The following is a 25,474-nucleotide window of genomic DNA, read 5'->3' as shown; positions in this document are numbered from 1 at the left end:
GGGTTGCACGTGCCCCATCAGATGAGCGAACACCGGGGCGGAGCCGTGTGGATCGCCTCGCTCGTCCGCCGGTGGCCGGACCTCGTCGACGAGTCGTCCCCCACGGGCGCCGTACGGGACATCACCGACGGAGTCGTCGAACTGGAGGAGGCCGTCCGTGAACGGCTCGGACTGCGGCCGGTGCCCCCGGCATCCGTACCGGTACGGCTGCGCCGGATCGCCGGGCTGCTGGACCGCATCGCCGCCGACCCGCTGCTCGCTCCGCACGTCGAGGACGAGACCCGGCGGATGGCCGCCCGCTGCGCCCGCGCGCTCGGCGACCCGGAACAGCTCGTACGGCCGCCCTGCCGCTGACCCGCACCGCAGCCCGCACACCTGACACCCGACGGACGACGAACACAGGAGGCACTAGATGACGACGACCGAGACCGAGGAGGTCGTCCTGGAGCTGGAGCGCCTGCGTCGTTCGGTCGACGTCGGCTTCGCCACCACCCGGGGCGACCTCGCGCTCCTCCTCCACCGCGTCGAGCAGACCGACAAGGCCCTCGCCGAGCACGAGGCCCGGATCGAGGCCCTGGAACGCACACGCTGGCCGCTGCCGTCCCTGGCGGCGGCCACGTCGTGCCTGGCCCTGGCGCTCACGGTGTGGCAGACGACGGGCCGCTAGGGCCTGTCTGACCGGCTGCTCCGGCTGCTCCCCGGCCGGTCACTTCTTGGCCCGTGGAGGCCCCGTGATCGCTTCCGTGATGACGAAGCCCTTGGCGGGGCCCTCGGGGATGGTGAGTTCGGTGCCGTAGGGCACGCGGTGGACGCCCACCCAGTCGGCCCGGTCGGGGCGGGGTTCGGTGAGGACGGTCACGGTGCCCCGGTCGTCGTGGGCGTCGATGACGACGTACACGGGGATGGCGGCGCGGGCGTACTCGCGGCGCTTCCTGACACGGTCGCGCTCCTGGCGGCGGACGTCCGGGGAGACGACCCCCGCGACCAGCCGGACGGCGGCCGCGGTGATCCCCACGCCGTCGGCGGTGACGTACCGCTCCGTGTCCCTGGGGACGATGAACAGGTCCGGCACCCATACACAGCCCGCGTGGACGACGTTCGTGTCGTTCCGGGCGGCGAAGTCCCCGCCCTTCAGAAAGCCTCCCAGCGCCTCCTGGAGGAGGAAGACGGTCTGGCTGTGCGCGTAGCGGCCCGTGGGTGACACTTCGATGGCTCCTTCGACGATCTCGGCCCGGTAGCCCTCGGGGAGTTCCATGGCCTCCCATGCCTGCCACCGGACCTCGTCGAGGCCGGGCCCGATCTCGGGCGGGCAGGGGGGCTCGGTCCTGGTCTCGGTCATGATCACAAGTGTCTCGTAAATGCGGGCTCACCTGCGAAAACGCCGTCGATTCACCCGAACCGGCGAAGCAGAAACGACTCACCGGGCCGAGCCCGGACACGGCAGCAGGGCCCGGACCGCTCATCGCGGTCCGGGCCCTGCCGTCTGCCTGTCTGTTCGTCCGTCGGTCCGGGACGCGTCAGCTCTGCGCGCTGTCGTCGTCCGACGTGCGGGCGGCCTCGGCCGCGGCTGCCTTCTCGCGCATCTTGCGCACCAGCTCCGCCTTCTGGTCGGCCGCGCTCTGGCGGTCGAGGTTGCGGTACGGGCCGTTGTTCGCCCGTTCGGCGCGGGACTGCTTCTTGCGCTGGCCGCCGCCCTGGCCCACGGGGTTGTTGATGTTCTTGCTGACGGTCACGGGTTCTCCCGGTGCTGATGTGAAGTGAGCTACGGATTCGTCGGTGGGGGACGGGCGGCGACATCGGATGACGTCAGCGGGGGCCCGTCACGCTCTCACTCGTAAATCGGCGTCTGGAAGAACATGCCAAAGACGTTACCCGGTTCCGTCGGCCCCGCACACCAAGATTTCTGCCGTCCCTGCGCCGACCGGGCTTTCGGCGAGAGCCCGGGGCCGGCCGCTTCCTCGGGTGGGGCGGGAACGGCTCACACCGCCGGCCACAGCTCGAACCACACGCCTTTCGCGTACCGCCCGGTCCTCGCGTCGGCGACGCCCCACGCGTCCGCCACCTCGTCGACGAGGGCGAGCCCTCGCCCCCAGCAGGCGACCACCCCCGCGACGGGGCGCGCCACGACGGGTGGATCGGGACTCTCGTCGAAGACGCTCACGTGCAGACGGGCCGAGTTGAGCCGGACTCGGAGTATGGCGGCGCCCTTGGTGTGGAGATGGACGTTGGTGACCAGCTCCGAGGTGCACAGGGCGGCGGGCATGACGAGCGCCTCACGCCCGTGCGTGAACAGCACGGCCCGCACGAAGTCCCTGCAGACGCGGGGCGCGGTGGCGTCGGCGGGGGCGAACAGGCTGTACTCGTGGACGAGTTGGGCGGGGCGGTGGGTGGCGCTTCGGGCGGGGTCCATGGGCGGTGACTCCAGTCGGGGTTGAGGGAGGCGGGCGCCCTGTGGGCTCACGGACAGAGCGAGGCGAACGACTCCCTTAAGTAATCGACACCACACGCAAGGTAGCGATAAAGGTTTACATTGTTCAAGCTGTTCACTCGGTCGGTGGACTAACTACCGCGCCCCATGGAGACTTTGGGCGACCGACAAGGAGTGAACCGTGGGACTGCGCACCACCATCAGCGAACGTCAGCGACGACTCGGCCATGAGCTCAAACACCTGCGCGAACAGGCGGGTTTCAGTGCGGGAGAGGCCGCCGAGCGGATCGGCATGGGCCGGGCCCAGCTGAGCCAGATCGAAACGGCGAAGACGACGATCCTGACGGAACGGCTTCATGAGCTGTGCCGCGTTTATGGATGCACGGATGAGACGTACGTCGAAGCCCTGGTCGCCATGTCCGAGGCCACGGGCAAGGGGTGGTGGACGGCCTACAAGAAGCCCATGGAGCAAGGGCCTCTGAACATGGCGGAGCTGGAAAATGAAGCGGCTGAAGTGCGGCTGCACCAATCGCTCTTCATCCCGGGCCTCTTCCAGACGCCCGACTACGCACAGGCCATCTTCGCCACACCGAAACTGGGCTTCGAGAACGAGGACATCGAGGACGCGCTGAAGTTCCGCATGGAACGGCAGAGCATTCTCACTCGCGAGAACCCGCCATCCGTACACGCCGTGATCCACGAGTCCGCCCTGCACATGAAGTTCGGCGGCACGGATGTGGTCCGCAGACAGCTGCTCCACCTCATCGAGCTGGCCCGACTCCCCCATGTGACCATCCGGATCTATCCGTTCAGCTCCCAGGCGCATGCGGCCCTCAGCGGGAACTTCGTCCACGTGGTCCCCTCCGTGCAACGGCTGGGCACCGTCGTGCTCGAACAGCCCACGGGAATCCGGTACTTGCGCGACCAGGAAGCACTGCTCCAATACGGAACGCTGTTCGCACGGCTCGCCGACTACTCCTTGCCCCCGATCGACGTATCGTTGGCCCCGGAAGCACACTCCGTGAAGGACTCTCTGGCCCTCATCCAGCACGTCCTCTACACCCTCTAGGGAGACGCGGATGCCCGAACTGATCTGGCAGAAGTCGACGTTCAGCGGAGGGCCGCAGGGCGAGTGCATATACATAGCCACCGCCCCCGACGGCACCCTCCGCCTCCGCGAGAGCGACGCCCCCGACACCGTCCTCGCCACCGCCCCGCAGGGTCTCGCCGGGCTTCTGCACCACGCCCGCGCCCGCGCGCAGGGCCATGGCTGACGAGAACTTCGCGCACCCCCGCCTCGCCGCCGTCTACGACCCGCTCGATCCTGATCGCGGCGACCTCGACGCGTACGTCCGTGTCGCCGCGGAGTTCGGGGCGCGGCGCGTGCTCGACATCGGGTGCGGGACCGGGGTGTTCGCGCTGCTGCTCGCCGGCCGCGGGATCGAGGTCGTCGGGGTCGATCCGGCGCGGGCGTCCCTCGATGTCGCCCGTGGCAAGCCCGGCGGCGAGACGGTTCGGTGGATCCACGGGGACGCCACCGCGCTGCCTCCCCTCCGCGTCGACCTGGCGACCATGACGGCCAACGCGGCCCAGCAGATCGTCGACGACCGGGCGTGGCACGGCACCCTGCGAGGCGCCTACGAAGCGCTGCGGCCCGGCGGGCATCTCGTCTTCGAGACCCGGGATCCGGCCCGGCGCGCCTGGGAGGAGTGGACCCGCGAGGCCTCGTACGGCGTGACGGAGATCCCTGGGGTCGGCGCGGTCGAGAGCTGGACCGAACTGACCGGGGTCGACGGCCCGTTGGTGGCGTTCCGCAGTACCTATGTGTTCGACGTGGACGGACAGGTACTGACCTCGGACTCGACGCTGCGTTTCCGCGAGCGCGACGAGATCGGGGCGGATCTGACCGGGCAGGGCTACACCGTGAAGGACGTGCGCGACGCACCCGACCGCCCCGGCCGGGAGTTCGTCTTCGTCGCGCAGCGGCCGGGCTGACGGTCAGCCGCCGTTGGCTGAGGGGCCCGGCGGTTCGCGATGAACCTCCGGGCCCCTCAACATGGCTGCTCGCCCGCTCGGACTCAGTCCGTCGGCGGGCGCTTGGGGCGCCAGACCACCAGCGCGCTCGTCTGCTGGACCTCCTGGTACGGGACCAGGTCGCGGCGGTACGAGGCGTGCACCGCGGCCTCGCGCTGCTGCATGGTCGCCGCCGCGCCCTCCAGGGCCGACGACAGTTCCGCGACCCGGGACTGGAGTACGGCGACCTGGTTCTCCAGCTCGATGATGCGTTTGATGCCGGCGAGGTTGATGCCCTCGTCCTGCGACAACTGCTGGACGGTGCGCAGCAGTTCGATGTCGCGGGCCGAGTAGCGCCGGCCGCGCCCGGCCGTGCGGTCCGGGGAGACCAGGCCGAGGCGGTCGTACTGACGCAGCGTCTGCGGGTGCAGACCGGAGAGCTGGGCGGCCACCGAGATGACGTACACCGGTGTTTCTTCCGTCAGCTCGTAGGCCCTGCCGGTGAAGGAGTTCTGCCGACGGCGTCCGGGTGCGTCCATGATGTCCTCATGCTCCCTTCGCGGCCTGGAACAGCTCGGCCCGCGGATCCTCCTCCGCGGTCGCCTCGCGATACGCCTCCAGCGCGTCACGAGCCTTCCCCGTCAGGTCCGCCGGAACACTCACCTCGACGGTGACCAACAGGTCCCCGCGCGAGCCGTCCTTGCGGACCGCTCCCTTGCCGCGGGCCCGCATCGTACGGCCGTTGGGCGTGCCCGGCGGCAGTTTCAGGGTGACCGGAGGCCCCCCGAGCGTGGGCACGCGGACCTCGCCGCCCAGTGCCGCCTCCGTGAAGGTGACGGGCACGGTGACGGTGAGGTTGTCGCCCTTGCGGCCGAAGACCGGGTGCGTGTCCACGTGCACCGTGACGTACAGGTCGCCCGACGGGCCGCCCCGTTCGCCCGGCGCGCCCTTGCCGCGGAGCCGGATGCGCTGGCTGTCCGACACCCCGGCGGGGATACGGACCTGCATGGTCCGGGACGACTTGGCGCGTCCCGAGCCGCTGCAGACCGCGCACGCGTGCTCCGCGATCAGGCCGCGGCCCTTGCAGTCGGGGCACGGGTCGGTCAGCGAGAACCCGCCGCCCGAACCGCGCGCCACCTGGCCGGTGCCGACGCAGGTCGGGCACACGCGCGGTGTGCCGTTCTTGTCGCCGGTGCCCGAACAGGCCTTGCAGGGTGACTGCGAGGTCATCCGCAGCGGGACGGTCGCGCCGTCCACCGCCTCCGTGAAGCTGAGCGTGACCTCGGTGTCGATGTCCTGGCCGCGCCGCGGCTGCGTCCGGGCACCGGGGCCCGCACCGCCGCGGTTGAAGAGTCCGCCGAAGACGTCCCCTATGCCGCCGCCGAAGCCACCGGCCCCGCCCTGCGGACCGCCGCCGCCCGCTCCGCCCTGGGGGCCGCCTCCGAAGAGGTCCCCCAGGTCGAAGTTGAAGGAGCCGCCCGAACCGGCCGGGCCGGGACGGAAGCCGCCGTTGCCGAAGAGGGCGCGGGCCTCGTCGTACTCCTTGCGCTTCTTGGGGTCCCCGAGGATGTCGTTCGCCTCGGAGATCTCCTTGAAGCGCTCCTCGGCGCGGGCGTTCCCCTTGTTGGCGTCCGGATGGAACTCGCGGGCGAGCTTGCGGTACGCCTTCTTGATCTCGGCCTCGGTGGCGTCCTTGGGGACGCCGAGGACCTTGTAGTAGTCCTTCTCGATGAAGTCCTTGGTGCTCATCCTCGACGCCCCTCCTTCCGTACGCCACCGTCACGTACGCGCTCGACGTTCTCCGTGCAAAGGGGCGCGCGTACGCCCTGTTTCACGTCAGCCCTCGTCCGGGCCACCGCTCTCCTTGTCGTCGGCCGCCGCGGTCCCCGCATCCGTCTCGTCGCCCTTGGCGGGCTGCGCTCCCGGCTGCGGCTCGGCGACCGCCACCCGCGCGGGGCGGATGGTGCGCTCGCCGAAGCGATACCCCGGCTGCAGAATCGCCACGCACGTCGTCTCCGTGACGTCCGGCGCGTACGAGTGCATCAGGGCCTCGTGGATCATCGGGTCGAAGGGCTCGCCCTCCTTGCCGAACTGCTGCAGGCCCATCTTGGCCGCGACGGTCTCCAGCGACTCCGCCACCGACTTGAAACCGCCGAGCAGTTCGCCGTGTTCCCGCGCGCGGCCGATGTCGTCGAGCACGGGCAGGAGCTCGGTCAGGAGGCTCGCGATGGCGAGTTCCTTGACCGCGATCCGGTCGCGCTCGACCCGGCGGCGGTAGTTCTGGTACTCGGCCTGAAGCCGCTGGACGTCCGCCGTACGTTCATTGAGCGCCGTACGCACCTGGTCCAGCTGGGCCGTCAGGCCTGCGATCTGGGCTGCTGACTGAGCTGCTGCCGTGTCCCCGGCCGGGGCCGCCCCGTCCTCCGCGGAGGAGGGGGCGGCCTTCGGCTCGGCGTCTTCAGGGGTGGCGCCGGAGGGGACGTCGGGCTGCTCGTCGAAGCCCGGGGTCTCCTCCGTCACGCGGCACCGTCCTTGCGGTCACGGTCCTCGTCGACGATCTCCGCGTCGACCACGTCGTCGTCGGCGGCCTTGGCACCGGCGTCCGGGCCGGCACCCGGGGCCTCGGCGCCCGCGGCACCCTGGGAAGCCTGCGCGTCGGCGTACATCGCCTGGCCCAGCTTCTGGGAGACGGCGGCGACCTTCTCGGTGGCCGTACGGATCTCGGCGGTGTCCTCGCCCTTGAGCGCGGCCTTCAGCTCCTCGACACTCGTCTCGACCTCGGTCTTGACGTCGCCGGGGACCTTGTCCTCGTTGTCCTTGAGGAACTTCTCCGTCTGGTAGACGAGCTGCTCGCCCTGGTTGCGGGCCTCGGCGGCCTCGCGGCGACGGTGGTCCTCGTCCGCGTACTGCTCGGCCTCCTGGCGCATGCGGTCGACCTCGTCCTTCGGCAGCGAGGAGCCGCCGGTGACGGTCATCTTCTGCTCCTTGCCCGTGCCGAGGTCCTTCGCGGTCACGTGCATGATGCCGTTGGCGTCGATGTCGAACGCGACCTCGATCTGCGGGACTCCGCGCGGGGCCGGCGGCAGACCGGTCAGCTCGAACATCCCGAGCTTCTTGTTGTACGCCGCGATCTCGCGCTCGCCCTGGTAGACCTGGATCTGGACGGACGGCTGATTGTCCTCGGCCGTCGTGAAGATCTCGGACCGCTTGGTCGGGATCGTGGTGTTGCGCTCGATGAGCTTCGTCATGATCCCTCCCTTGGTCTCGATACCGAGGGACAGCGGGGTCACGTCGAGGAGCAGGACGTCCTTGACCTCACCCTTGAGGACACCGGCCTGCAGGGCGGCGCCGATGGCGACGACCTCGTCCGGGTTGACGCCCTTGTTGGCGTCCTGGCCGCCGGTCAGCTCCTTGACGAGCTCGGCCACGGCGGGCATACGGGTGGAGCCACCGACGAGAACGACGTGGTCGATCTCGCTCAGCTGGATGCCGGCGTCCTTGATGACGTTGTGGAACGGCGTCTTGCAGCGCTCCAGCAGGTCGGCCGTGAGCTGCTGGAACTGGGCGCGCGTGAGCTTCTCGTCCAGGTGCAGCGGGCCCTCGGCGGAGGCCGTGATGTACGGCAGGTTGATCGACGTCTCCGTGGAGGAGGACAGCTCGATCTTGGCCTTCTCCGCGGCCTCACGGAGACGCTGGAGGGCCATCTTGTCCTTGCCCAGGTCCACACCGTGGCCGGACGCGAACTGCTTCACCAGGTAGTCGACGACCCGCTGGTCCCAGTCGTCACCACCGAGGTGGTTGTCACCGTTGGTGGCCTTCACCTCGACGACGCCGTCACCGATCTCCAGGAGGGACACGTCGAACGTGCCGCCACCGAGGTCGAAGACGAGGATCGTCTGGTCGTCCTTGTCGAGGCCGTACGCCAGGGCCGCGGCGGTCGGCTCGTTCACGATGCGCAGGACGTTCAGGCCCGCGATCTCGCCGGCCTCCTTCGTCGCCTGACGCTCGGAGTCGTTGAAGTACGCCGGGACGGTGATGACCGCGTCGGCCACCTTCTCGCCCAGGTACGCCTCGGCGTCGCGCTTCAGCTTCTGCAGGATGAAGGCGCTCATCTGCTGCGGGTTGAAGTGCTTGCCGTCGAGCTCGATCTTCCAGTCCGTGCCCATGTGACGCTTGACCGACCTGATGGTCCGGTCCACGTTCGTGACCGCCTGGCGCTTCGCGACCTCGCCGACGAGCACCTCGCCGTTCTTGGCGAAGGCGACGACGGACGGCGTGGTCCTGGCGCCCTCGGCGTTGGTGATGACGGTGGGCTCACCGCCCTCCAGAACGCTGACGACGGAGTTAGTCGTGCCCAGGTCGATGCCGACCGCACGTGCCATTTCAATTCCTCCAGCAATGACTTGAGTGGAACGGACTCAAGTGTGCATGACGCTTGCCGCGTGGTCAACAGAGGTGAGTCGTGGGGGCTCAACTCTTATCTCTTGCTTACGCGCACATTGCCCCCTGACCTGCGGTCCGCTCCACCCTTCGGCCCCGGTGGGGGCTGGCCGCGCAGTTCCCCGCGCCCCTTGAAAAACGTCCCGCCGTCGTCGGGTGCGGGTCCGGTGGGGGCCGTTCGCGCCGTTCCCCGCGCCCCTGAAAACGCGTCCCGCCGTCGTTGGGTGCGGGTGCGTGGGGGTTGAGCGCGCCGTTCCCCGCGCCCCTGAAAAGCGGGGCTGCGCCCCTGCTTTTGATCTTTAGGGGCGCGGGGAACTGCGCGGCCCGCCCCCACCGGACCCGCAGACGACAGACAAGCTGGGCCGCACCCCAACGGGCTTCGCCCCGCCACGCGTACCCAGGTATGCCTCAGCGACGCAGATCACCGTGCTGCTGACTACAGTGCGGGCATAGGAATGGGTAGTCTCGTAGGACTGCGTAAGCTACCGCTCAGTAATGACCCTCGCAGGCCCGAGGAGCCCCGAAATGCAACTCGCCGCGATCATCGTGTCGCTGGTCCTGACCGTGGTCGGCGTCGCGCTCATCGCACGCGCCATCGGCCAGTTCGTCCGGTACTTCAAGCTCGGCCAGCCGGTCCCCGCCGGAACCCGCACCGACAACCCGTACCAGCGCAGCGTCACGCTGGTGAAGGAATTCCTCGGTCATACCCGGATGAACCGGTGGGGCATCGTCGGCTTCGCCCACTGGTTCGTGGCCATCGGCTTCCTGACCCTGCCGCCCACCCTCGTCCAGGCCTTCGGCCAGCTCTTCCAGGCCGACTGGGTGCTGCCGGTCATCGGCGGGTTCCTGCCGTTCGAGCTCTACATCGAGTTCATCGGCGTGATGACGATCCTGGGCATCGCCGTGCTGATGGCCATCCGGCTGCTGAGCCTGCCCTCCCGGGCCGGCCGCAAGTCCCGGTTCGCGGGCTCCAAGTCGGGCCAGGCCTACTTCGTCGAGTACGTCATCCTCACCATCGGCCTCGCCATCTACGTGCTGCGCGGCCTGGAGGGCGCGATCCACCACGTCGAGGGCTACGAGGCCGCGTACTTCGCCTCGTACCCGCTGGTCCTGGCCTTCAAGGGCCTCGGCCTGAGCACCCTGCAGAACCTGGTCTACCTCGTCGCGACGATCAAGATCGGCACGTCCTTCGTGTGGATGATCGTCGTCTCGCTCAACACCAACATGGGTGTCGCCTGGCACCGCTTCCTCGCCTTCCCGAACATCTGGTTCAAGCGGAACGCGGAGGGTGGTACCGCGCTGGGCGGGCTGCTGCCCATGACCTCCGGCGGCCAGCCGATCGACTTCACCGACCCCGGTGACGACGACGTCTTCGGTGTCAGCCAGGTGGAGCAGTTCTCCTGGAAGGGCCTGCTCGACTTCTCGACGTGCACCGAGTGCGGGCGCTGCCAGTCGCAGTGCCCCGCCTGGAACACCGGCAAGCCGCTCTCCCCGAAGCTGCTCATCATGTCGCTGCGCGACCACGCGCACGCCAAGGCCCCGTACCTGCTCGCAGGCGGCGGCAAGGACATGGAGGGCAACGAGAAGGCGACCGCCGAGCAGCTCGCGGACGTGCCCGCCGCCGCCCTCGCCGAGGCCGAGCGGCCCCTCATCGGGACCCTTGAGGAGAACGGGGTCATCGACCCCGACGTCCTGTGGTCCTGCACCACCTGCGGCGCCTGCGTCGAGCAGTGCCCCGTCGACATCGAGCACATCGACCACATCGTCGACATGCGCCGCTACCAGGTGATGATCGAGAGCGCGTTCCCGTCCGAGGCCGGGACGATGCTCAAGAACCTGGAGAAGAAGGGCAACCCCTGGGGGCTCGCCAAGAAGCAGCGCCTGGAGTGGACCAAGGAGGTCGACTTCGAGATCCCGGTCGTCGGACGGGACATCGAGGATCTGGCCGAGGTCGAGTACCTGTACTGGGTCGGCTGCGCCGGTGCCCTGGAGGACCGGGCGAAGAAGACCACCAAGGCCTTCGCCGAGCTGCTGCACATGGCGGGCGTCACGTTCGCCATCATGGGCGGCGACGAGAAGTGCACCGGTGACTCCGCCCGCCGCCTCGGCAACGAGCCCCTGTTCCAGGAACTCGGCATGGAGAACGTCATGTCCCTCAACGCCGCCTTCGGCGAGGAGACGGACGACGACGGCAAGGTCACCGCGGAGTCGAAGAAGCCGAAGTCCGCGAAGAAGATCGTCGCGACCTGCCCGCACTGCCTCAACACCCTCGGCAACGAGTACCCGCAGCTCGGCGGCGACTACGAGGTCATCCACCACACCCAGCTGCTCCAGCACCTGATCGACGAGGGCAAGCTGGTCCCGGTGACCCCGGTCGACGGCCTCATCACCTACCACGACCCCTGCTACCTGGGCCGGCACAACAAGATCTACACGCCCCCGCGCGAGATCATGTCCGCCGTGCCCGGCCTGCGCCAGCAGGAGATGCACCGCCACAAGGAGCGCGGCTTCTGCTGCGGTGCGGGTGGTGCGCGGATGTGGATGGAGGAGCGGATCGGCAAGCGCATCAACAACGAGCGTGTGGATGAGGCGCTGTCCCTCAACCCGGACATCGTCTCGACCGCCTGCCCGTTCTGCCTCGTCATGCTGACCGACTCGGTCAACGGCAAGAAGAACGACGGCAAGGCCAAGGAGTCCGTGCAGGTCGTGGACGTGGCCCAGCTGCTCCTCGACTCGGTCAGGACCTTGCCGGAGGAGCCTCCGGCGGGTGCGGCCGAGGCGGAGAGCGAGCCGCAGCCGGAACCGGTCAAGTAGCGGTTCGAGACGAGCGGTCCCCTGCCGGGAAGTGGCGGGGGGCCGCTCGTTTCGTTTTCGGCCGCCCGCCGGTGGGGGCCGTTCGCGCAGTTCCCCGCGCCCCTGAAAGCCGCGCACCGCCGGTCAGATGTCGGCGGACGGTTTCGCGGGCCTGAAAGCGGCGCACCGCCGGTCAGATGTCGGCGGACGGTTTCGCGGGCCTGAAAGCGGCGCGCCGTCGGTCAGATGTCGTCGGGCGGTTTCGTGGGCCTGAAAGCGTGTTGCCGGTCGAAGCGGCGGGCCGTCGGTCAGATGTCTTCGAACGGTTTCGCGTATTTGAACGTGCCGCGCAGGTTCGGGGCGTACGTCGTCAGGGTGCGGACCTGGAAGTACGGGCCCCAGGCCGGGTCGGGCGGCAGGATGCCCAGGTCGGTGCCGGGGCGGAAGCCGAAGCGGCCGTAGTAGGCGGGGCTGCCGAGCAGGGCGACGAGCGGTTCGCCGAGGGCGTCCGCCGCGCCGAGCACCGCGTGCATCAGGGCGAGGCCGGTGCCGAGGCCCTGCGCGTCGGGGCGCACGCCGATCGGGCCGAGTCCCAGGGCCGGTACGCCGTCGATGTGTCCGCGCGTGCAGACGACGTGTCCGACGACCTCGTCCCGCTCGCCCCCGTTGTCGATCGCCACGTACGACAGCTCGGGCAGCCAGCCCTCGCAGGCGCGCAGTGCGTCGAGCAGGGTCGCCTCCACCGGGTCCGGGGTGTCCGGCCCGGCGAAGGCCGCCGCGATCACGGCACGTGCGGCGGATACGTCGGCGGGGGTCTCACGTCGTGTCAGCACCGGGTCAGTGTGGGAGGCGGGGGCGGGGCACCGCAAAGAGATATCCGGCCGCGCGGGCGCCCCTGCCGTCAGCCGCCCCGCCGGCCGCCGAGCGCGGTCGTCAGTTCGCCCCGGCGGCGGATGCCCAGCTTGCGGTAGGTGCTGGTCAGATGGGTCTCCACGGTGCGGCGCGCGAGGTGCAGCAGTTCCGCGATCTCCGTGTTCGTCCGGCCGTCGGCGGCCAGCTCGGCTATCCGGCGTTCGCTGCCGGTGAGCGCGCCCGAGCCGGTGAGCGCCGTCGCGGTGCGGCGGGCGCCGCCCTCGCGCAGGGCCTGCTCGGCGGTGGCCCGCAGCCGTACGGCGCCCAGCCGTTCGGCGCGTTCGGCCGCCTCCCGCAGGCAGTCGCGGGCGCGGGCCCGGTCCCCGGCGGCGGTGAGCTGGCGGCCCTGTGCGATCAGCGCGGGGATCAGTTCCGTGTCGAGCGGGACGTCCGCGGAGGCGTCCCTCAGTACGCGTACGGACCGGTCGGCGAGTTCCAGGCCGCGCCGGCCGCCGGTCGCCATGCCGAGGACCCGCAGGGCGCGGCCCACCGGCCGCGGGGTGTTCCACACCTGGGCCAGGCGCAGTTCCTCCTCGGCCAGTTCCAGCGCCTCCCGGGGGCGGCCGAGCTCCAGCCGGCACTCCGCCGAGGCGGTCCGCCAGGGGGTGACGACCGGGCTCACCACGTCGCGCGCCGACTGGCGGCGTCCGCATTCGAGGAAGTCGTCGAGGGCGCCCGCCGGGTCTCCGCCGGCGGCCCGCAGCACTCCCCGGGCGTACAGGAACCGGTTCACCTCCCAGGAGTCCTTCGCCTCCCGCAGGTCGAAGCCGCCCGCGAGGCGGCGGGCCTCCACCACCCGGCCGGTCTCGACGAGCGCGACCACGGCGTGGGCCTGGCCGTTGCCGGGGCCCAGCCGGGAGCCGGGCGACGGGCGGGCCTCGGGGCCGGAGAGCAGGCGCGCGTAGTCGCCGCGGGCGGCGGCGATGTCGGCGCGGACGTTCAGCAGGGCGCGGTGCATCGGGTGCAGCAGCGACGGGCGCTGCCGGGCCAGACCGCGTCCGACGAGCCGTTCGGCCTCTTCGAGTTCGTCGGCCCACTGGGCGACGGCGGCGGCCGTTCCCAGCAGGAAGGGCTCCGCGAGCGGTTCGACGGGCTCCGCGAGGAGGGCTCGTACGCGTTTCATGGCGGCGTCCGCCGGGAGCAGGCCCGCCGTGGCCTCGTACCGTACGAGCAGGGCCTGGCCCGCGGTGCCGACCAGGCGCGGTGAGCGGCCGGCGCTCTCCCGCAGCCAGCGGTAGACCTCCTGCCTGATCTCGTGGTCCTGGTCGGAGAGCAGCGCGGAGGCGATCTGCACGGTGCGGGCCAGGTCGGGGTGGCCCGTGAGCTGGGAGTCCAGTGACCGCAGGACGTCGACGGCGGCGCGTGCCTCGCCCCGGCCGGCCAGTGCCGTGCCCAGGGCGACGGCCGCGCGCACCCGGTCCTGCGGGACGCCGGGCAGGCGTACCGCTTCGGCGAGACGGGGTATGCCGGCCGAGGCACGGACGGTGGCGTACTCCAGGGAGCCGAGTTCGGTGAGGAGCCGCTGCCGGTGGTCGTCGGGGAGGGGTTCGTCCAGGGCGCGGCGCAGGTAGGGGAGGGCGTCGGCGGTGCGGCCGTCGTGGACGGCGACGGCGGAGGCGTCCAGCAGGACGCCGGTGACCCAGGGCTCGCCGACGGCGTCGGCCCGCAGCAACTGGCCCGCCACGATCTCGGCGCGCTCGCCGCGCCGCAGCATGACCTCGGCGGCCCTGCGGTGCGCGGCGCGGCGCCGGGCCGCGGGCCAGCCGCTCAGCACCGCGTCCCGCAACAGGGGATGGGCATAGCGGGGCCGCCCGTCGTCCCCGACCCGCAGCACCCCCAGTCGCGTCATGGCGGTCAGCCACCCCACGACCCGGGCGGGGTCGGCGTCGGTGACTTCCCCGAGCAGTTCGGCGAGCTCGTGCGTGGCGGCGTCGTCCGGGGGCGGGTCGCCGGGCACGGGGGTGCCTGGGGCGGGGTCGCCTGGGGTTGGGGTGCCTGCGGGCGGAGCGCCGGCAGCTGCCGCGCCCGGGACCGGGTCGCCGAGAGCCGTGGCGTCCGGGGCCTCGTCGCTCTCCGAGGGGGCGGCGCTCGAGGAGCCGTCAGCGCGAGGCCCCTCGTGGGAAGAGCCGTTGACGAGGGAGCCGTTGACGGAGGGTCGGGCCGCCTCCGAAGGCCGGGCCCGGCCGTCCTCCGACGGGTCTCCGTGGGCGGAGTCGCCCGCTTCCGGGAAGCCCGCACCGGTGCCGGACCGGCTCGCGGCGGGCGCGTCCGCCCCTGCGCCTCCGGCACCGGAATCCGCGTCGGCGGGAACAGAAACACCAGCCGAGGCATCGCCCCCGTGCCCCCGTGCCCCGTCCGGGGAACCGGCGTCGGCCGTCCCGCCGTTCGGTGTGTCGAACCGCGTCCGAGGAGGTCGGCCCGGCAACGCGGTGTCCAGGGTGGCCAGGGTTCGGGCCACCTCCGTCGTGGCGGGGCCCGCGCTGTCCAGCCACCAGGAGACCGCGGCCTGGTACGCGCCCGGGTACAGCGCGGCGCTCGCCTTCGGCACCGTGGCCGGAAGAGTGCCGCGCAGGTCGTCCAGCAGGGCGCGCAGCAGCAGCGGGCTGCCCGCGCCCGCCCGTACGCAGTCCTCCACCCACGACCGCGGGACCGTGCCGAAGTCCGAACGGACCAGTTGGGTCGTGGAGTCGACCCCGAGCGGAGACAGAGTGAGCGTGCGCACCAGGGCGGGGGAGAGCGTGTGGGCGAGGCCCGCCGACGGTGCGTCGATGTCGTACTGGCTGCGCTCGGTCGCCACGAGCAACACCGGTAAACGGTCGACCCGTCGGGCCGCGTCGACGAGCCAGCGCCGCGAGGCGTCGTCCGCGAGGTGGACGTCGTCCACGGTCACCAGGAGCGGCGGCCCGGTCGTGAACGACCGCAGCAGCCGCCACAGCCAGGCCCCCCGGGCCCGTTCGTCCGGCACCTCGCGGGCCTCGGCGAACTCCGCGTTCGGGCCCAGCAGTTGACGTACGGCCGAGAAGGGAAGAGCCGTGTCGTCGGGTGAGCAGCGGGCCCGCAGCACCCGCATCCCGGCCGACTCCGCCTGTTCGGCGGCGGCTTCGAGGAGCGCGGAACGGCCCGTACCGGTGGCACCCCGCAGCAGCACCAGACGGCCGGTCCCGGCGCGGGCGCGCGCGGCCTCGGCGGCCACCAGTTCCAGGGTTTGACGACGCTCAAGCAGTGGTACGTACATCCCTGCCTCCCTCGCGGCCGTGGTGCGGCCCACTGAGTGGGACGGCGGAACGGGCGGTTCCCGTTGCCTGAGATGACCCACTGTCATTTATGCAACGTCGTTTCCGATTCGGTTTCCGATCTCGTGGTGTGTCTCGTGGTGCTCCACGATTGCGCCGGACACACGGCCCCCAGAAGTGTGAAGACCGCACGCCCGTCACGGACGCCACAGAGGTGACGGGCTCGTGAACATAGGGGAGTCCGTTGCGCAGCTCATTTGGGACCGCGGCTCCGGGCACGGCAGAGCCCGAGTCCCGAATACCGGTGGCGGTACACGCCTCGGACCCGATCACCCGGGAGGGAGCGCTCAGCCAACTGCGGCAGCACCCGGTGATCGACCTCCGCGAGGAGACCGAGACCGGCCCTGACACCGTCGCCCTGTTGATCAGCGAGACGCTGGACGAGGCCGCGCTGTCCCGGCTGCGCAGACTGGTGCGCAGCGAGGGTGCCCGTGCCGTCCTCGTGGTGAGCATGATCCGCGAGACCGAGCTGCTCGATGTCATCGAGTGCGGGGTCGGCGCCATCGTGTGGCGCCACGAGGCCACCGCGCACCGGCTGGTGCAGGCGGTCGTCGCGGCCTCCCGGGGCGACGGCGATCTGCCCGCCGACCTGCTCGGCCGGCTGATCAGCCAGGTGGGTTCGCTGCACCGCACGGCGAGCAGCCATCCCGGGGCCCCTTCCTCGGGGCTCGCACCGCGTGAGGTGGACGTGCTGAGGCTCGTCGCCGAGGGGCTCGACACCGGGGAGATCGCCAGCAAGCTGTCCTACTCCGAACGGACCGTCAAGAACGTGATGCACGGGCTCACCACCCGGCTGCATCTGCGCAACCGGGCGCATGCGGTGGCACATGCCCTCCGCGAAGGCTACATCTGATCGAACGGGCAGCCGTGGACGGACATGGGGGCAGCACTCTGTGCCCGCCTGTCGTCCCCGCCGTGCCTGCGGAGACGGAGCCTTCGGAGGCACGATCGGTTACGACAGCGGTCGTCGGTCACGACAGCGGTCAATCGGTGACAACAGCGGTCCACGACAGCGGTTGCGGTGTCGCCGCGGAACAGCCGCGCCGGCATCGGTGGCGGTACGGCAGGGCACGGCACGGCAGGGCGGGAGCGCGACGGTGATCCACGAGGTGGACGAGGTCCTCAAGCGGCTGCTCGGGGGCGGTGCGCTGGCCGGGTCCGGCATCGACGTCTCCTTCGAGGCCCCGACCCGCGACTGGGCGGCCCGGCGCAACGCGCCGACCATCAACACGTACTTGTACGACATCCGCGAGGACGTCTCCCGGCGCCAGCGCGGCCACACCGCCGTGCGCGACGACCGCGACATCGTCGTGCGCCGCCGTCAGCCGCCCCGCTGGTTCCGGCTGTCGTACCTGGTCACCGCGTGGACGAAGCAGCCGCTGGACGAACACCGGCTGCTCTCCGCGGCGTTGGCGACCCTGCTGCCCCACGAGCTGATGCCCGCGAGCGAACTGCCGGGCCCGCTCGGCGCGCTGGGCATGTCGATCCCGCTCACGGTGGCCGGGCTGCACACCGAGTCCCGGTCGCTGGCCGAGATCTGGTCCGCGATGGGCGGCGAGCTGAAGCCGTCCCTGGACCTCGTCGTCACCGCGCCCTTCCCGGCCTACCCCGAGTACGACGCCGGTCCCCCGGTCACGGAGGGCGCGGGCGTGCGCATACGCGGCATCGACGGCTCGCTGGAGGGTTCGGAGGAGCGCCGGCACCGGCCACGGCACCTCAAGTCCTCGCCCCTGGGCAGCGGGACACGCGCGGACACAGGCCAGCACGACGGCTCCGGCCGGCACGACACCACCGGAGAACCGCAGAAGTGACCGCACACGCCCCGCTCACGTCCGACACGCTCCTGTTCCGGCTGGCCCGACTGCGCGACCGCGTGAGCGAGTTGGTCGACGAGCGCACCGCCCAGGATCCCACGGCGGGCGATCCGCTGCGCGGCCTGTACCTCTCCGACGAGGCCGTACGGCACCTGCTGGGGCCCACGACGCCCTCGTACCCCTCCGCCTTCGAGGACGAGCCGGGCGACCGCGACGCGGACGCAGACAGGGACGCAGACGGGGACGGGCCGGCGTACGAGGGCGGCGGGGCCGACCGGCTGGAACAGCTCGCGGTGCGGCTCGGGCTCACCGAGCTGGACCTGCGCATCCTGCTGATCGCCCTCGCCCCCGACCTGGAGCGCTCCTTCGAGTCGCTGTACGGGTACCTCAACGACGACGTCAGCAGGCGCCGGGCCACCACCGGGCTCGCCCTCGACCTGTGCGGGCTGCCCGTGTACTTCGCCTGGGCACGAGCGCGTTTCCATCCCTCGGCGCCCCTGACCGCGCTCGGCCTGCTGAGCGTCGAGGATCCCGAACGCCCCTTCCTCAGCCGGGCGTTGCGCGTACCCGACCGGCTCATCGCGCACCTGCTCGGCGACGACACCCTCGACCCCGCGCTCGTCGGCCACGTCCACCCGCTGGCGACCGCGGCGCCCTCCCAGGACGACGGGTTCACCGCCAAACTGGCCGCCCGGCTCAGCACCGCGCCCCTCACCGTCTACCTGCGCGAACACCGCGAGGGCGACGGGCTCGCCGGCGCCGCCGCAGCCCTGCGGACCGCCGGGTACGAGGCCCTGCACTTCACGGGCCCCGAGGACCGCGTACCCGAACTCCTGCGTGAGGCGCGGCTGCGCGACGCCGCCGTCGTCGCGTCCGCCCTGCCGGAGAAACCCGGCTCGCTGGTGCGGGCGCTGGCACACTCCGGGGTGCCCGTGCTGCTCACCGGGTCGCGGCCGTACGACCCGCAGTGGAGCGAGCACGACCCGCTGGTCCTCGACGCGCCCCGGCAGCGGGCCGGCGCCGTGGACGTCTGGTCGGCCGCCCTGCGGCACGAGCCCGGCTTCGACCTCGCCGCCACGGTGGCCCCCTACCGGCTCGGCGGCGACCGCATCCTGCGGGCCGCGCAGGCCGCCCAGACCCTCGCCGTCTTCGACGGCACCCCGGTCACCGCCGCGCATCTACGGCTCGCCGCACGGCAGCAGTCCGCCTCCGGGCTCGAGCAGCATGCCCGGCGGATCAGGCCCGACGTGGGCTGGGAGGACCTCGTCCTGCCCGACAAGCCCCTCGTGCAGCTGCACGAACTGGCCCTGCGCGCCCGCCACCGCGACCAGGTCCTCGGCGACTGGCGGCTCAGCGCCGGCGGCGGCCGGGGCCGCGGTGTCCTCGGCCTCTTCGCGGGCGACTCCGGCACCGGCAAGACCCTGTCGGCCGAGGTCGTCGCCGCCGAACTGGGCCTGGACCTGTACGTGGTGCAGCTCTCCTCGATCGTCGACAAGTTCGTGGGCGAGACCGAGAAGAACCTGGAGCGGATCTTCACCGAGGCCGACCGCACGGACGCGGTGCTGCTCTTCGACGAGGCGGACGCGGTCTTCGGCAAGCGCTCCGAGGTCAAGGACTCCCACGACAAGTACGCCAACATGGAGAGCGCCTACCTGCTCCAGCGCCTGGAGTCCTTCGACGGCATCGCCCTGCTCACCACCAACCTGCGCGCCAACATCGACGAGGCGTTCACCCGCCGCCTCGACCTGGTGATCGACTTCCCGTTCCCCGACCCCGGTCAGCGCCTCGCCCTGTGGCGGCACAGCCTCGCCGCGGTGCCGTGCGAGGAGGGCACCGACCCGTCGGCGGTCGCCGAGGCCTTCGAGCTGGCGGGCGGCTCGATCCGCAGCGCGGTCGTCACCGCCGCCTACGCCGCCGCCGGACGCGGCGCCCCGGTCACGACGGCGGACCTGCGCGAGGGCGCCGAGCGCGAGTACCGCAAGGCGGGCCGGCTGGTCCCCGGAGAGGGCAACTGGTAGGCGCACTGGGGCTCGTGTGACGCCCCGGTGAACTACGGCCGACCCCTCGGTGAGCCGCGGACCTCGATCAGCTGACACCCCATGTGACCTGCCCTTTCTCACCCATCACAGTGGTTACGCTGCCTCTCGGACGGATCCGGAACGGCAGACGTGCGGGGGTGCCCCCGTGGTGGGGACGGCTCACTGTGCGCCGACAGCGGCAGGCGTCGAACGACCAGGGCAAGGCGCCCGGGACGGTGACGAAGTCCTCCGTACCCGGCGGCCCGGAACCGCGCGCGCTGCTCGCGCTGCAGCAGAGCGCGGGGAACGCGGCGGCGTCCAGGGCACTCCACGGCAGGAACCCGCACCGGGCCCGGCTGCTCGGCACCCCGCCCGGCGAGGCCGGGCGGACCGTCGCGGGCCCCTCGCGCACCGCGCCGGCACCCGGATCCGCCGGGCTGTCGTCCATCGAGGAACTGCCCGAACACGCCCCCGCCACCCGGCTGCGGTCCGTGCTGCCCAGCATCGCGGAGGGCGAGGAGAGCGCCCCCGAACCGGAGCCGCTCGGCCTGCCGCCGTATCTGCGGGACCTGACCGCGGCCGGGCTGTCCACCGCCCGGCAGCCGACCGGCCACGAGATCGTGGGCACCGCGCTGGCCACCGCCCTCGGGCACTCCGACGGGACCGTCGCCGAGATCAAGGAGGAACTGGCCGGCCGGCCGGAGACCTTCTACGGCCAGGGCCGCGCCTTCTCCGTGGCGGGCCCGAACGGCAAGGACTGGTACGACGTCACCGTCACCATCTCCCCCGCCCCCGAGGACCGGCCCGAGACCTTCGTCTCCGCGGAGGTCCTCAAGGCGCGCGCGAAGACGGCCGGCCGGGCCGGTGACCGGGCGGCGGCGCGGGCCGCGCTGGCCCGGGAGGCCGAGGGCGCGGCCACCAAGGTGGACGTCCAGCACAACACCCAGGCCACGGTGGGCCGCACCGCGGGCAACTCCGCGAGCCGCGGCGCCGGTCTGACGGCCTTCGGCCTCGCGCCGGTCGTGCCCGGCGTCTGGCTCGGCGGCGCGGTCACGGCGAACGCCCAGCCGTTCCAGTCCGCGCGGGAGTCCCGCACCCAGAAGAGCGTGGCCGAACCGCGCGTCCTGCGCAGCGACAAGGGCTCCGTCGAACTGCTCCGCCAGGTCCGGTACGGCGTACGGATCAAGAAGCAGGACACCGCCGAGGTGAAGTCGTTCAGCGGCACGGGCACGCTCACCCTGCGCGTCCCCACCGAGCACCTGGTCCCCGCCTCCACGGCCGCGGGCGCGTCCGGCGGTACCCCACCGCGGGCGGCACGGCTGTCCGCGCGCACCGCACGGAAGGTCGCGCGGGCCGACAGCCTGGCCCCGGTCGCGGTCACCGACACCGCGGCCCCGCACGAGGGCGGCAACGGCCTGTTCGACAAGGTCCGTTCCGTGCTGCACCCCTCGCTGACCTCGCCGGGCGCCCCCGGCCGCGCCCGGCTGTACGACGCCACCTCCACCACCACCGTCCTGGAGGACATGCCCCGGCTGCTGCGCCAGGAGGTCGTCGGCGAGGATCTGACCGCCAAGGACGGCAGCGCGGTGGGTACGTACCGGATGCGGGCCGCGATCGGTTCGATGACGCCCGCCTGGAAGATCGGCAAGACGCAGCTGCGTACGCATCAGCAGGCGCAGCACTCGGTGACGGACACCGCGGGCAAGGGACGCGGCGGCACGTTCGGTGTGGGCCCCGCCATCGGGGTCGGGGTGCTGGCGAACGCCGCGGCGGTCCGCGCCACGGCCATGCCGACCTTCGGGGCGAAGAGCGCCCGCTTCACCGTGTCCGAGCAGACCGTCTCCAGCCGCCAGGGCGCCGAGGTCCGCGGCGACAAGGTGCTCTACCAGGGCACGGTGGTGCTCACCGTCGAGGGCACCGGACCGCTCTCGCCCGCGATGAGGGCCCGGATGGGCGACCGGACGGCGACCCACTCGATGAACGTGTGGCTGAGCCTGCGGGCCGACGAGGCCCAGGTGCTCGGTCTGCCGCTGCCGCCGGGCGTCGTCGCGGACGAGATGGTCAAGAAGCCGAAGGCCACCCCCGCCAAGGGAACGGGCTCCGAGTCCGACCCCGGCCTGGGAAAGGGCAAGGGCAAGGCGCGGGCCTCCGACACGGCCTCCGAGTCCGAGGAGGCCGCACCGGACGTCGAGCGCCATCTGCCCTTCGGGGCCATGGGATCGAGCGTCGCGATCAGCCGGCTGGACACCGGCCCGCTGCTCTCGGGCGTCCGGCGGCTGTTCGCCACCGACCCGCAACTGGCCGGGTATCTGCCGGCCTTCGGCGCCGGACGGGAGCCCGGGAAGACGAGCCCGGAGGAGGCCGAGGCGCAGCGGGGCAACTACCGCGAGCTGCTGACCGTCCTGTCGGACACCAACCTGGCCGTCAACAAGGACCAGTTGCTCTCCAGCGGTATCCGCGTACGGATGCGGCGCAAGTCCCGGATGCACGCGCACGACGTGCAGATCAAGGTCACCGGCAGGCTCGACAACACCACGTACGCCGGTGACGTCAAGGACTGGCTCGTCCGCAGCCACGCCGGTGTCACCAGCAACGTCCAGAGCGGGCGCGCCAGTTCGCGGTCGGTGGGCGGCATGGTGCTCGGCCAGTTCCGGATCATCCCCTCCGCGCTGAACGCCTCCGTGCGGGCCGACCGGACGAAGACCGGCGCGCGGCGCGGCCAGGGCGGCCCGACGACCCGCTCGGACATCCTGACCAACGGCTCCGAGGACGCCGCCGCCTTCGACGGTTCCCTGCACCTCGACGTGGACGTCACCATGACGACCCGCGAGCGCAAGGCCAAGCGCACGCTGACGCCGGGCCTGCCGGGCCGGGACGTGCCCGAGGCGAGGCACATCGGCTCGGTGGAGCTGGAGGACCAGGACGTACGCCTGCTCACCCCGGCCGGGTTCACCATGGACACCGACGAGAAGCAGAAGCTGGACGCCTCCGTCGCGGCCCGGACGGCCGGGCACGGGCCGCCGCGGCGGACCTTCGCCGCCGAGGGCATCGGCGACCTCGCGGGCATGGAACCGCGGGCGATGGCCTCGCGGCGGGTACGGGACTGGACGCTGGTGGAGACCCTCGGCGACGGGCAGCCCGTCCGGGACCTCGCGTTCGAGCTGCTGGCCGGGGCCGCCGCCCGCAACAGGACACTGCGCGAGGACAAGGCCCTGGCCACCGAGGGTCTGGCGCCGCGGCTCGCCATCGAGGAGCGGTTCAGTCCGCAGGCCGTCACCGCGGCACTGCGGCAGGCCGTGTCCTCCGGCTGGGTCGTGAAGAACCTGCGTTACCCGCGCCGGACCGCCGGGCTCACCGGCGCGGTGGGGACGCGGTTCGCGCTGGCCAACCCGAAGGTCGTGCACCGGGCCACGGGGCCCGGCACGGAGAGCTTCGTCCTCGGCGGCCACCAGGCCACCGGGCAGGAGTCCGAGAGTACGAGCACATCGGTGCAGGCCGGAGCCGTGGGCATGCAGAACGGCACCGAATGGCGGGCCGGTGAGGGCGTCTCGGCGGGCCGCACCCTCAGCGAGGGCTCGTCCACGGCGTCGACGCTGGCCGGCACGGTCGAGCGCAACGCCCACACCTCACGCACCCAGCCCCTCTATCTGGTCCACTGCGATCTGGTGGTCCGGATGGTCGCCGAGGTCGGGGTCACCGGCGGCGGCCCGTACGTGTCGAAGTCCGAGCGGACCCTGCCGGGGGCGGCGGCCGTGTGGCTCACCGCGGACCAGCTGAGGGCGTCGAAGCTGCGCGTACCGGGCGAGAGGACGGCGGAGGAGGCACCGGAGAAATCGGCGGCGAAGGCGAAGACTCAGGAGAAGGCGCAGGAGAAGGGGGCGGACAAGGCCGCCGGGAAGGCCGCGGGGAAGGTGGCTGCCGGTGACGGGCGGGACGAGCAGGGCGGCCGGGAGAGCGGCGCCCCGGCCCCGCAGCCCCAACTGTCCCGGGACCTCCCCCTCGGCTTCGGCGCCATCGAGAACCTGCCCGACTTCGTCCCCCTCCTGGAACAGCTCCGCGGCAGCCTCGGCCGCCGGGACAAGAGCCTGGCCGAGAACCTGCTGCCCAGGCAGCAGCTCAAGGACCGCAACGACAACGTGCAGCGGTTGCTGCGGATCCTCGACAAGGACGGGGCCGCCGGGCTGCTCTCCGGCGCCATGGACGGCGGCGTCACCGTGGAACTGCTGGACGGGCGCAGGACGCCGTACTGGGCGGTGTTCAAGGTCAGCCGCAACGGGCCGGGCACCCAGGCCGAGACGCTGGACCAGGGCCCCGGGGACATGGAGTACATCACCTCGGCCTCGGCGCAGCGGGCGAACGGCCGGGAGAAGGCGGACGCGCGCGGGGTCGAGGCCGTCTTCGCCGGGGCCGCGAAGCCCGAGAACGGCGGCGGCCAGCTGAAGAACGTCGGCGGCGCGGCGGGGCTCGGCCTCGGCCACAGCGACGCGAAGAAGACCGCGTCCGTCGGCCGTGCCCAGCTGGGGATCAAGACCGTCGCCGAGGCCTCGGCGCGCTCGGTGCGCATGAACGTCCCGATCACGGCGTCGCTCGAACTGCACTCCTCCAAGGGCCGGTTGGGGCTGGCGCAGCTGAGCGGCCAGCAGCTGACCCACCGCATCCTGCAGAACGACCTCACGGCCCTGAACCGGCTGCAGCCGGTCCGGCAGGATCAGCAGGATCAGCAGCAAGGGCAGCAGGGGCAGCAGGGTGCGGGGCGGCCGGCTCCGCCCGGCCGTGAGGACGCCCGAGCCGACCGGATGGGGCCCTGGCACGACGGCGGGGTGGCCCTGCCGATGGAGGCGCAGGTCAACGGCTTCCAGGGCGCGCCGGACATCCGCAAACTGATCGACGACACGGTACGGGAGGCGGGCGGCAGCAAGCGGTACGGCAAGCAGGGCGACGCCGCCGCCCACGTCCAGCGCGAGGCGGTGTCCACGGAATGGCTCATCTCGGCGCTGCCGCTGCTGACCTCCGCGGGGGTGGACCTGCCGCCCGTGCACGCGAGCGGGCTGCGGGGCCAGGACCTGCGTACCTCGCTGCATGCGCGGCTGCGCGGCGGGCGGGTGCTGGGGGTCGGCGACAAGATGACGTTCGAGACCGTGGCGCAGAGCGGACTGGACGCGCCGCGGCCCACCGGGGTGGACAGCCAGCAGTCGGCCGAGCATGCGAAGTCCGCGCGGGGGATCGTCGGGGCGGGGGTGCTGAACGCCACGGAGTTCCGGATGAACCAGCTGCTCGGCAACGTCGACGGGGCCGGCAGCGCGACCGACACGCATGCGAACGCGGCCGGGTCGATGCCTCTGCACAAGCCGAAGTCCGAGTCGGTGCTGGTGCAGTTCACGCTCGACGTGCGGGTGGTGGCACGGGTCTCGGAACGCGGGCCCGGTGGGCGGCGGTCGGTCGGCGTACGGGAGTTCACGCTCCCGCGGCCGGTGGTGGTCCGGATGCCGGCGCCGGCGGTCCGCCGCATGCTCCGGGACCCGGCCAACGCGTCCAAACTGGCGGACCCGCAGGCTCACTTGACCGAAAAGAAGGCGAACGCGGCCGCAACGGCTTGATCGGATCTGCACCCCGGTGGGGGTGGGCCGCGCAGTTCCCCGCGCCCCTCAAAGACAAAAGATTGCGCAGTTCCCCGCGCCCCTGAAGGGGCCCGGGGAACAGCGCAATACATGAGGGCACCCCCCCCCCGGGCGCACGCTGCCCGCCACAACCTGAACAAGAACC

At 71.9% G+C, this 25,474-nt stretch carries 19 protein-coding genes; 10 read left to right on the top strand and 9 right to left on the bottom strand.

Going from position 1 to position 25,474, the window contains the following annotated elements; translation table 11 throughout:
* The first annotated feature begins 9 nt into the window (after positions 1-9).
* Together ACFVH5_RS22155 and ACFVH5_RS22150 are read left to right on the top strand one after the other, a co-directional pair.
* Positions 10-354 (top strand): hypothetical protein, encoded by a 345-nt coding sequence (locus ACFVH5_RS22155; RefSeq protein ID WP_384805909.1) that lies wholly within the window; start codon positions 10-12, stop codon positions 352-354.
* 58 nt (positions 355-412) lie between these two features.
* Positions 413-667 (top strand): hypothetical protein, encoded by a 255-nt coding sequence (locus ACFVH5_RS22150; RefSeq protein ID WP_384805911.1) that lies wholly within the window; start codon positions 413-415, stop codon positions 665-667.
* Positions 668-706: 39 nt separating this feature from the next.
* On the opposite strand, the gene ACFVH5_RS22145 is transcribed toward ACFVH5_RS22150, so the two are convergent.
* The 3 genes from ACFVH5_RS22145 to ACFVH5_RS22135 all read right to left on the bottom strand — a co-directional run bounded on the left by ACFVH5_RS22145 (position 707) and on the right by ACFVH5_RS22135 (position 2,410).
* Positions 707-1,339, bottom strand: a complete 633-nt coding sequence (locus ACFVH5_RS22145) for a Uma2 family endonuclease (RefSeq protein ID WP_384805913.1) — start codon at positions 1,337-1,339, stop codon at positions 707-709.
* A gap of 178 nt (positions 1,340-1,517) precedes the next feature.
* Positions 1,518-1,733 (bottom strand): DUF6243 family protein, encoded by a 216-nt coding sequence (locus tag ACFVH5_RS22140; protein WP_385835328.1) that lies wholly within the window; start codon positions 1,731-1,733, stop codon positions 1,518-1,520.
* A gap of 245 nt (positions 1,734-1,978) precedes the next feature.
* Positions 1,979-2,410: an ATP-binding protein gene (locus ACFVH5_RS22135; protein ID WP_385835327.1), complete on the bottom strand. Its 432-nt coding sequence runs from the start codon at positions 2,408-2,410 to the stop codon at positions 1,979-1,981.
* Positions 2,411-2,609: 199 nt separating this feature from the next.
* Here ACFVH5_RS22135 and ACFVH5_RS22130 point away from each other — a divergent pair, with 199 nt between their 5' ends.
* From ACFVH5_RS22130 to ACFVH5_RS22120, 3 genes are read left to right on the top strand one after another with little or no spacing between them, the layout of a single operon-like run.
* Positions 2,610-3,497, top strand: a complete 888-nt coding sequence (locus ACFVH5_RS22130) for a helix-turn-helix domain-containing protein (RefSeq protein ID WP_385835326.1) — start codon at positions 2,610-2,612, stop codon at positions 3,495-3,497.
* 10 nt (positions 3,498-3,507) lie between these two features.
* The gene (locus tag ACFVH5_RS22125; protein ID WP_385835325.1) at positions 3,508-3,702 is read left to right on the top strand and encodes a DUF397 domain-containing protein; all 195 of its coding nucleotides are present in this window, start codon (positions 3,508-3,510) and stop codon (positions 3,700-3,702) included.
* On the top strand, positions 3,695-4,423 hold the full coding sequence (locus tag ACFVH5_RS22120) for a class I SAM-dependent methyltransferase (protein ID WP_385835324.1): 729 nt from the start codon (positions 3,695-3,697) through the stop codon (positions 4,421-4,423). Before ACFVH5_RS22125 ends, ACFVH5_RS22120 begins: the two co-directional genes overlap by 8 nt.
* Positions 4,424-4,506: 83 nt before the next feature.
* On the opposite strand, the gene ACFVH5_RS22115 is transcribed toward ACFVH5_RS22120, so the two are convergent.
* The 4 genes from ACFVH5_RS22115 to dnaK all read right to left on the bottom strand — a co-directional run bounded on the left by ACFVH5_RS22115 (position 4,507) and on the right by dnaK (position 8,823).
* Positions 4,507-4,980, bottom strand: coding sequence for a heat shock protein transcriptional repressor HspR (locus ACFVH5_RS22115; RefSeq protein WP_385835323.1), 474 nt, complete (start codon positions 4,978-4,980; stop codon positions 4,507-4,509).
* Between the two features lie 7 nt (positions 4,981-4,987).
* Positions 4,988-6,190 (bottom strand): molecular chaperone DnaJ, encoded by a 1,203-nt coding sequence (gene dnaJ, locus ACFVH5_RS22110; protein ID WP_385835322.1) that lies wholly within the window; start codon positions 6,188-6,190, stop codon positions 4,988-4,990.
* An 87-nt stretch (positions 6,191-6,277) separates the two neighbouring features.
* Positions 6,278-6,961: a nucleotide exchange factor GrpE gene (gene grpE / locus ACFVH5_RS22105; protein ID WP_384805922.1), complete on the bottom strand. Its 684-nt coding sequence runs from the start codon at positions 6,959-6,961 to the stop codon at positions 6,278-6,280.
* A complete protein-coding gene (dnaK, locus tag ACFVH5_RS22100) occupies positions 6,958-8,823 on the bottom strand; it encodes a molecular chaperone DnaK (protein WP_384805924.1) in 1,866 nt (621 codons plus the stop codon). Before dnaK ends, grpE begins: the two co-directional genes overlap by 4 nt.
* 583 nt (positions 8,824-9,406) lie before the next feature.
* On the opposite strand from dnaK, the gene ACFVH5_RS22095 reads away from it, so the two are divergent.
* Complete coding sequence (locus ACFVH5_RS22095; protein WP_385835321.1) at positions 9,407-11,695, top strand: heterodisulfide reductase-related iron-sulfur binding cluster; 2,289 nt, start codon at positions 9,407-9,409, stop codon at positions 11,693-11,695.
* Positions 11,696-11,982: 287 nt separating this feature from the next.
* Here ACFVH5_RS22095 and ACFVH5_RS22090 read toward each other — a convergent pair whose 3' ends face one another.
* Both ACFVH5_RS22090 and ACFVH5_RS22085 read right to left on the bottom strand, forming a co-directional pair.
* Positions 11,983-12,507, bottom strand: a complete 525-nt coding sequence (locus tag ACFVH5_RS22090) for a GNAT family N-acetyltransferase (RefSeq protein ID WP_385835320.1) — start codon at positions 12,505-12,507, stop codon at positions 11,983-11,985.
* Between the two features lie 68 nt (positions 12,508-12,575).
* Positions 12,576-15,821 (bottom strand): AAA family ATPase, encoded by a 3,246-nt coding sequence (locus ACFVH5_RS22085; RefSeq protein WP_385835319.1) that lies wholly within the window; start codon positions 15,819-15,821, stop codon positions 12,576-12,578.
* Between the two features lie 242 nt (positions 15,822-16,063).
* Between ACFVH5_RS22085 and ACFVH5_RS22080 the strand changes: the two genes are divergently transcribed.
* From ACFVH5_RS22080 to ACFVH5_RS22065, 4 genes are all read left to right on the top strand, one after another.
* Positions 16,064-16,732 (top strand): response regulator transcription factor, encoded by a 669-nt coding sequence (locus ACFVH5_RS22080; RefSeq protein WP_107018048.1) that lies wholly within the window; start codon positions 16,064-16,066, stop codon positions 16,730-16,732.
* Between the two features lie 244 nt (positions 16,733-16,976).
* The gene (locus ACFVH5_RS22075; protein WP_385835318.1) at positions 16,977-17,690 is read left to right on the top strand and encodes a DUF4255 domain-containing protein; all 714 of its coding nucleotides are present in this window, start codon (positions 16,977-16,979) and stop codon (positions 17,688-17,690) included.
* Complete coding sequence (locus tag ACFVH5_RS22070) at positions 17,687-19,711, top strand: ATP-binding protein (protein ID WP_385835317.1); 2,025 nt, start codon at positions 17,687-17,689, stop codon at positions 19,709-19,711. Before ACFVH5_RS22075 ends, ACFVH5_RS22070 begins: the two co-directional genes overlap by 4 nt.
* 185 nt (positions 19,712-19,896) lie before the next feature.
* Entirely contained in the window at positions 19,897-25,308 is a 5,412-nt protein-coding gene (locus ACFVH5_RS22065) for a hypothetical protein (protein WP_385835316.1), read from the top strand.
* The last annotated feature ends 166 nt before the right edge of the window (positions 25,309-25,474 follow it).

Source organism: Streptomyces sp. NPDC127119, assembly GCF_042677425.1.
In the GTDB taxonomy this organism is placed as follows: Bacteria; Actinomycetota; Actinomycetes; order Streptomycetales; family Streptomycetaceae; genus Streptomyces.
The sequence above is the reverse complement of the archived record's forward strand: the minus strand, read 5'-3'. Positions and strand labels throughout refer to the sequence as shown.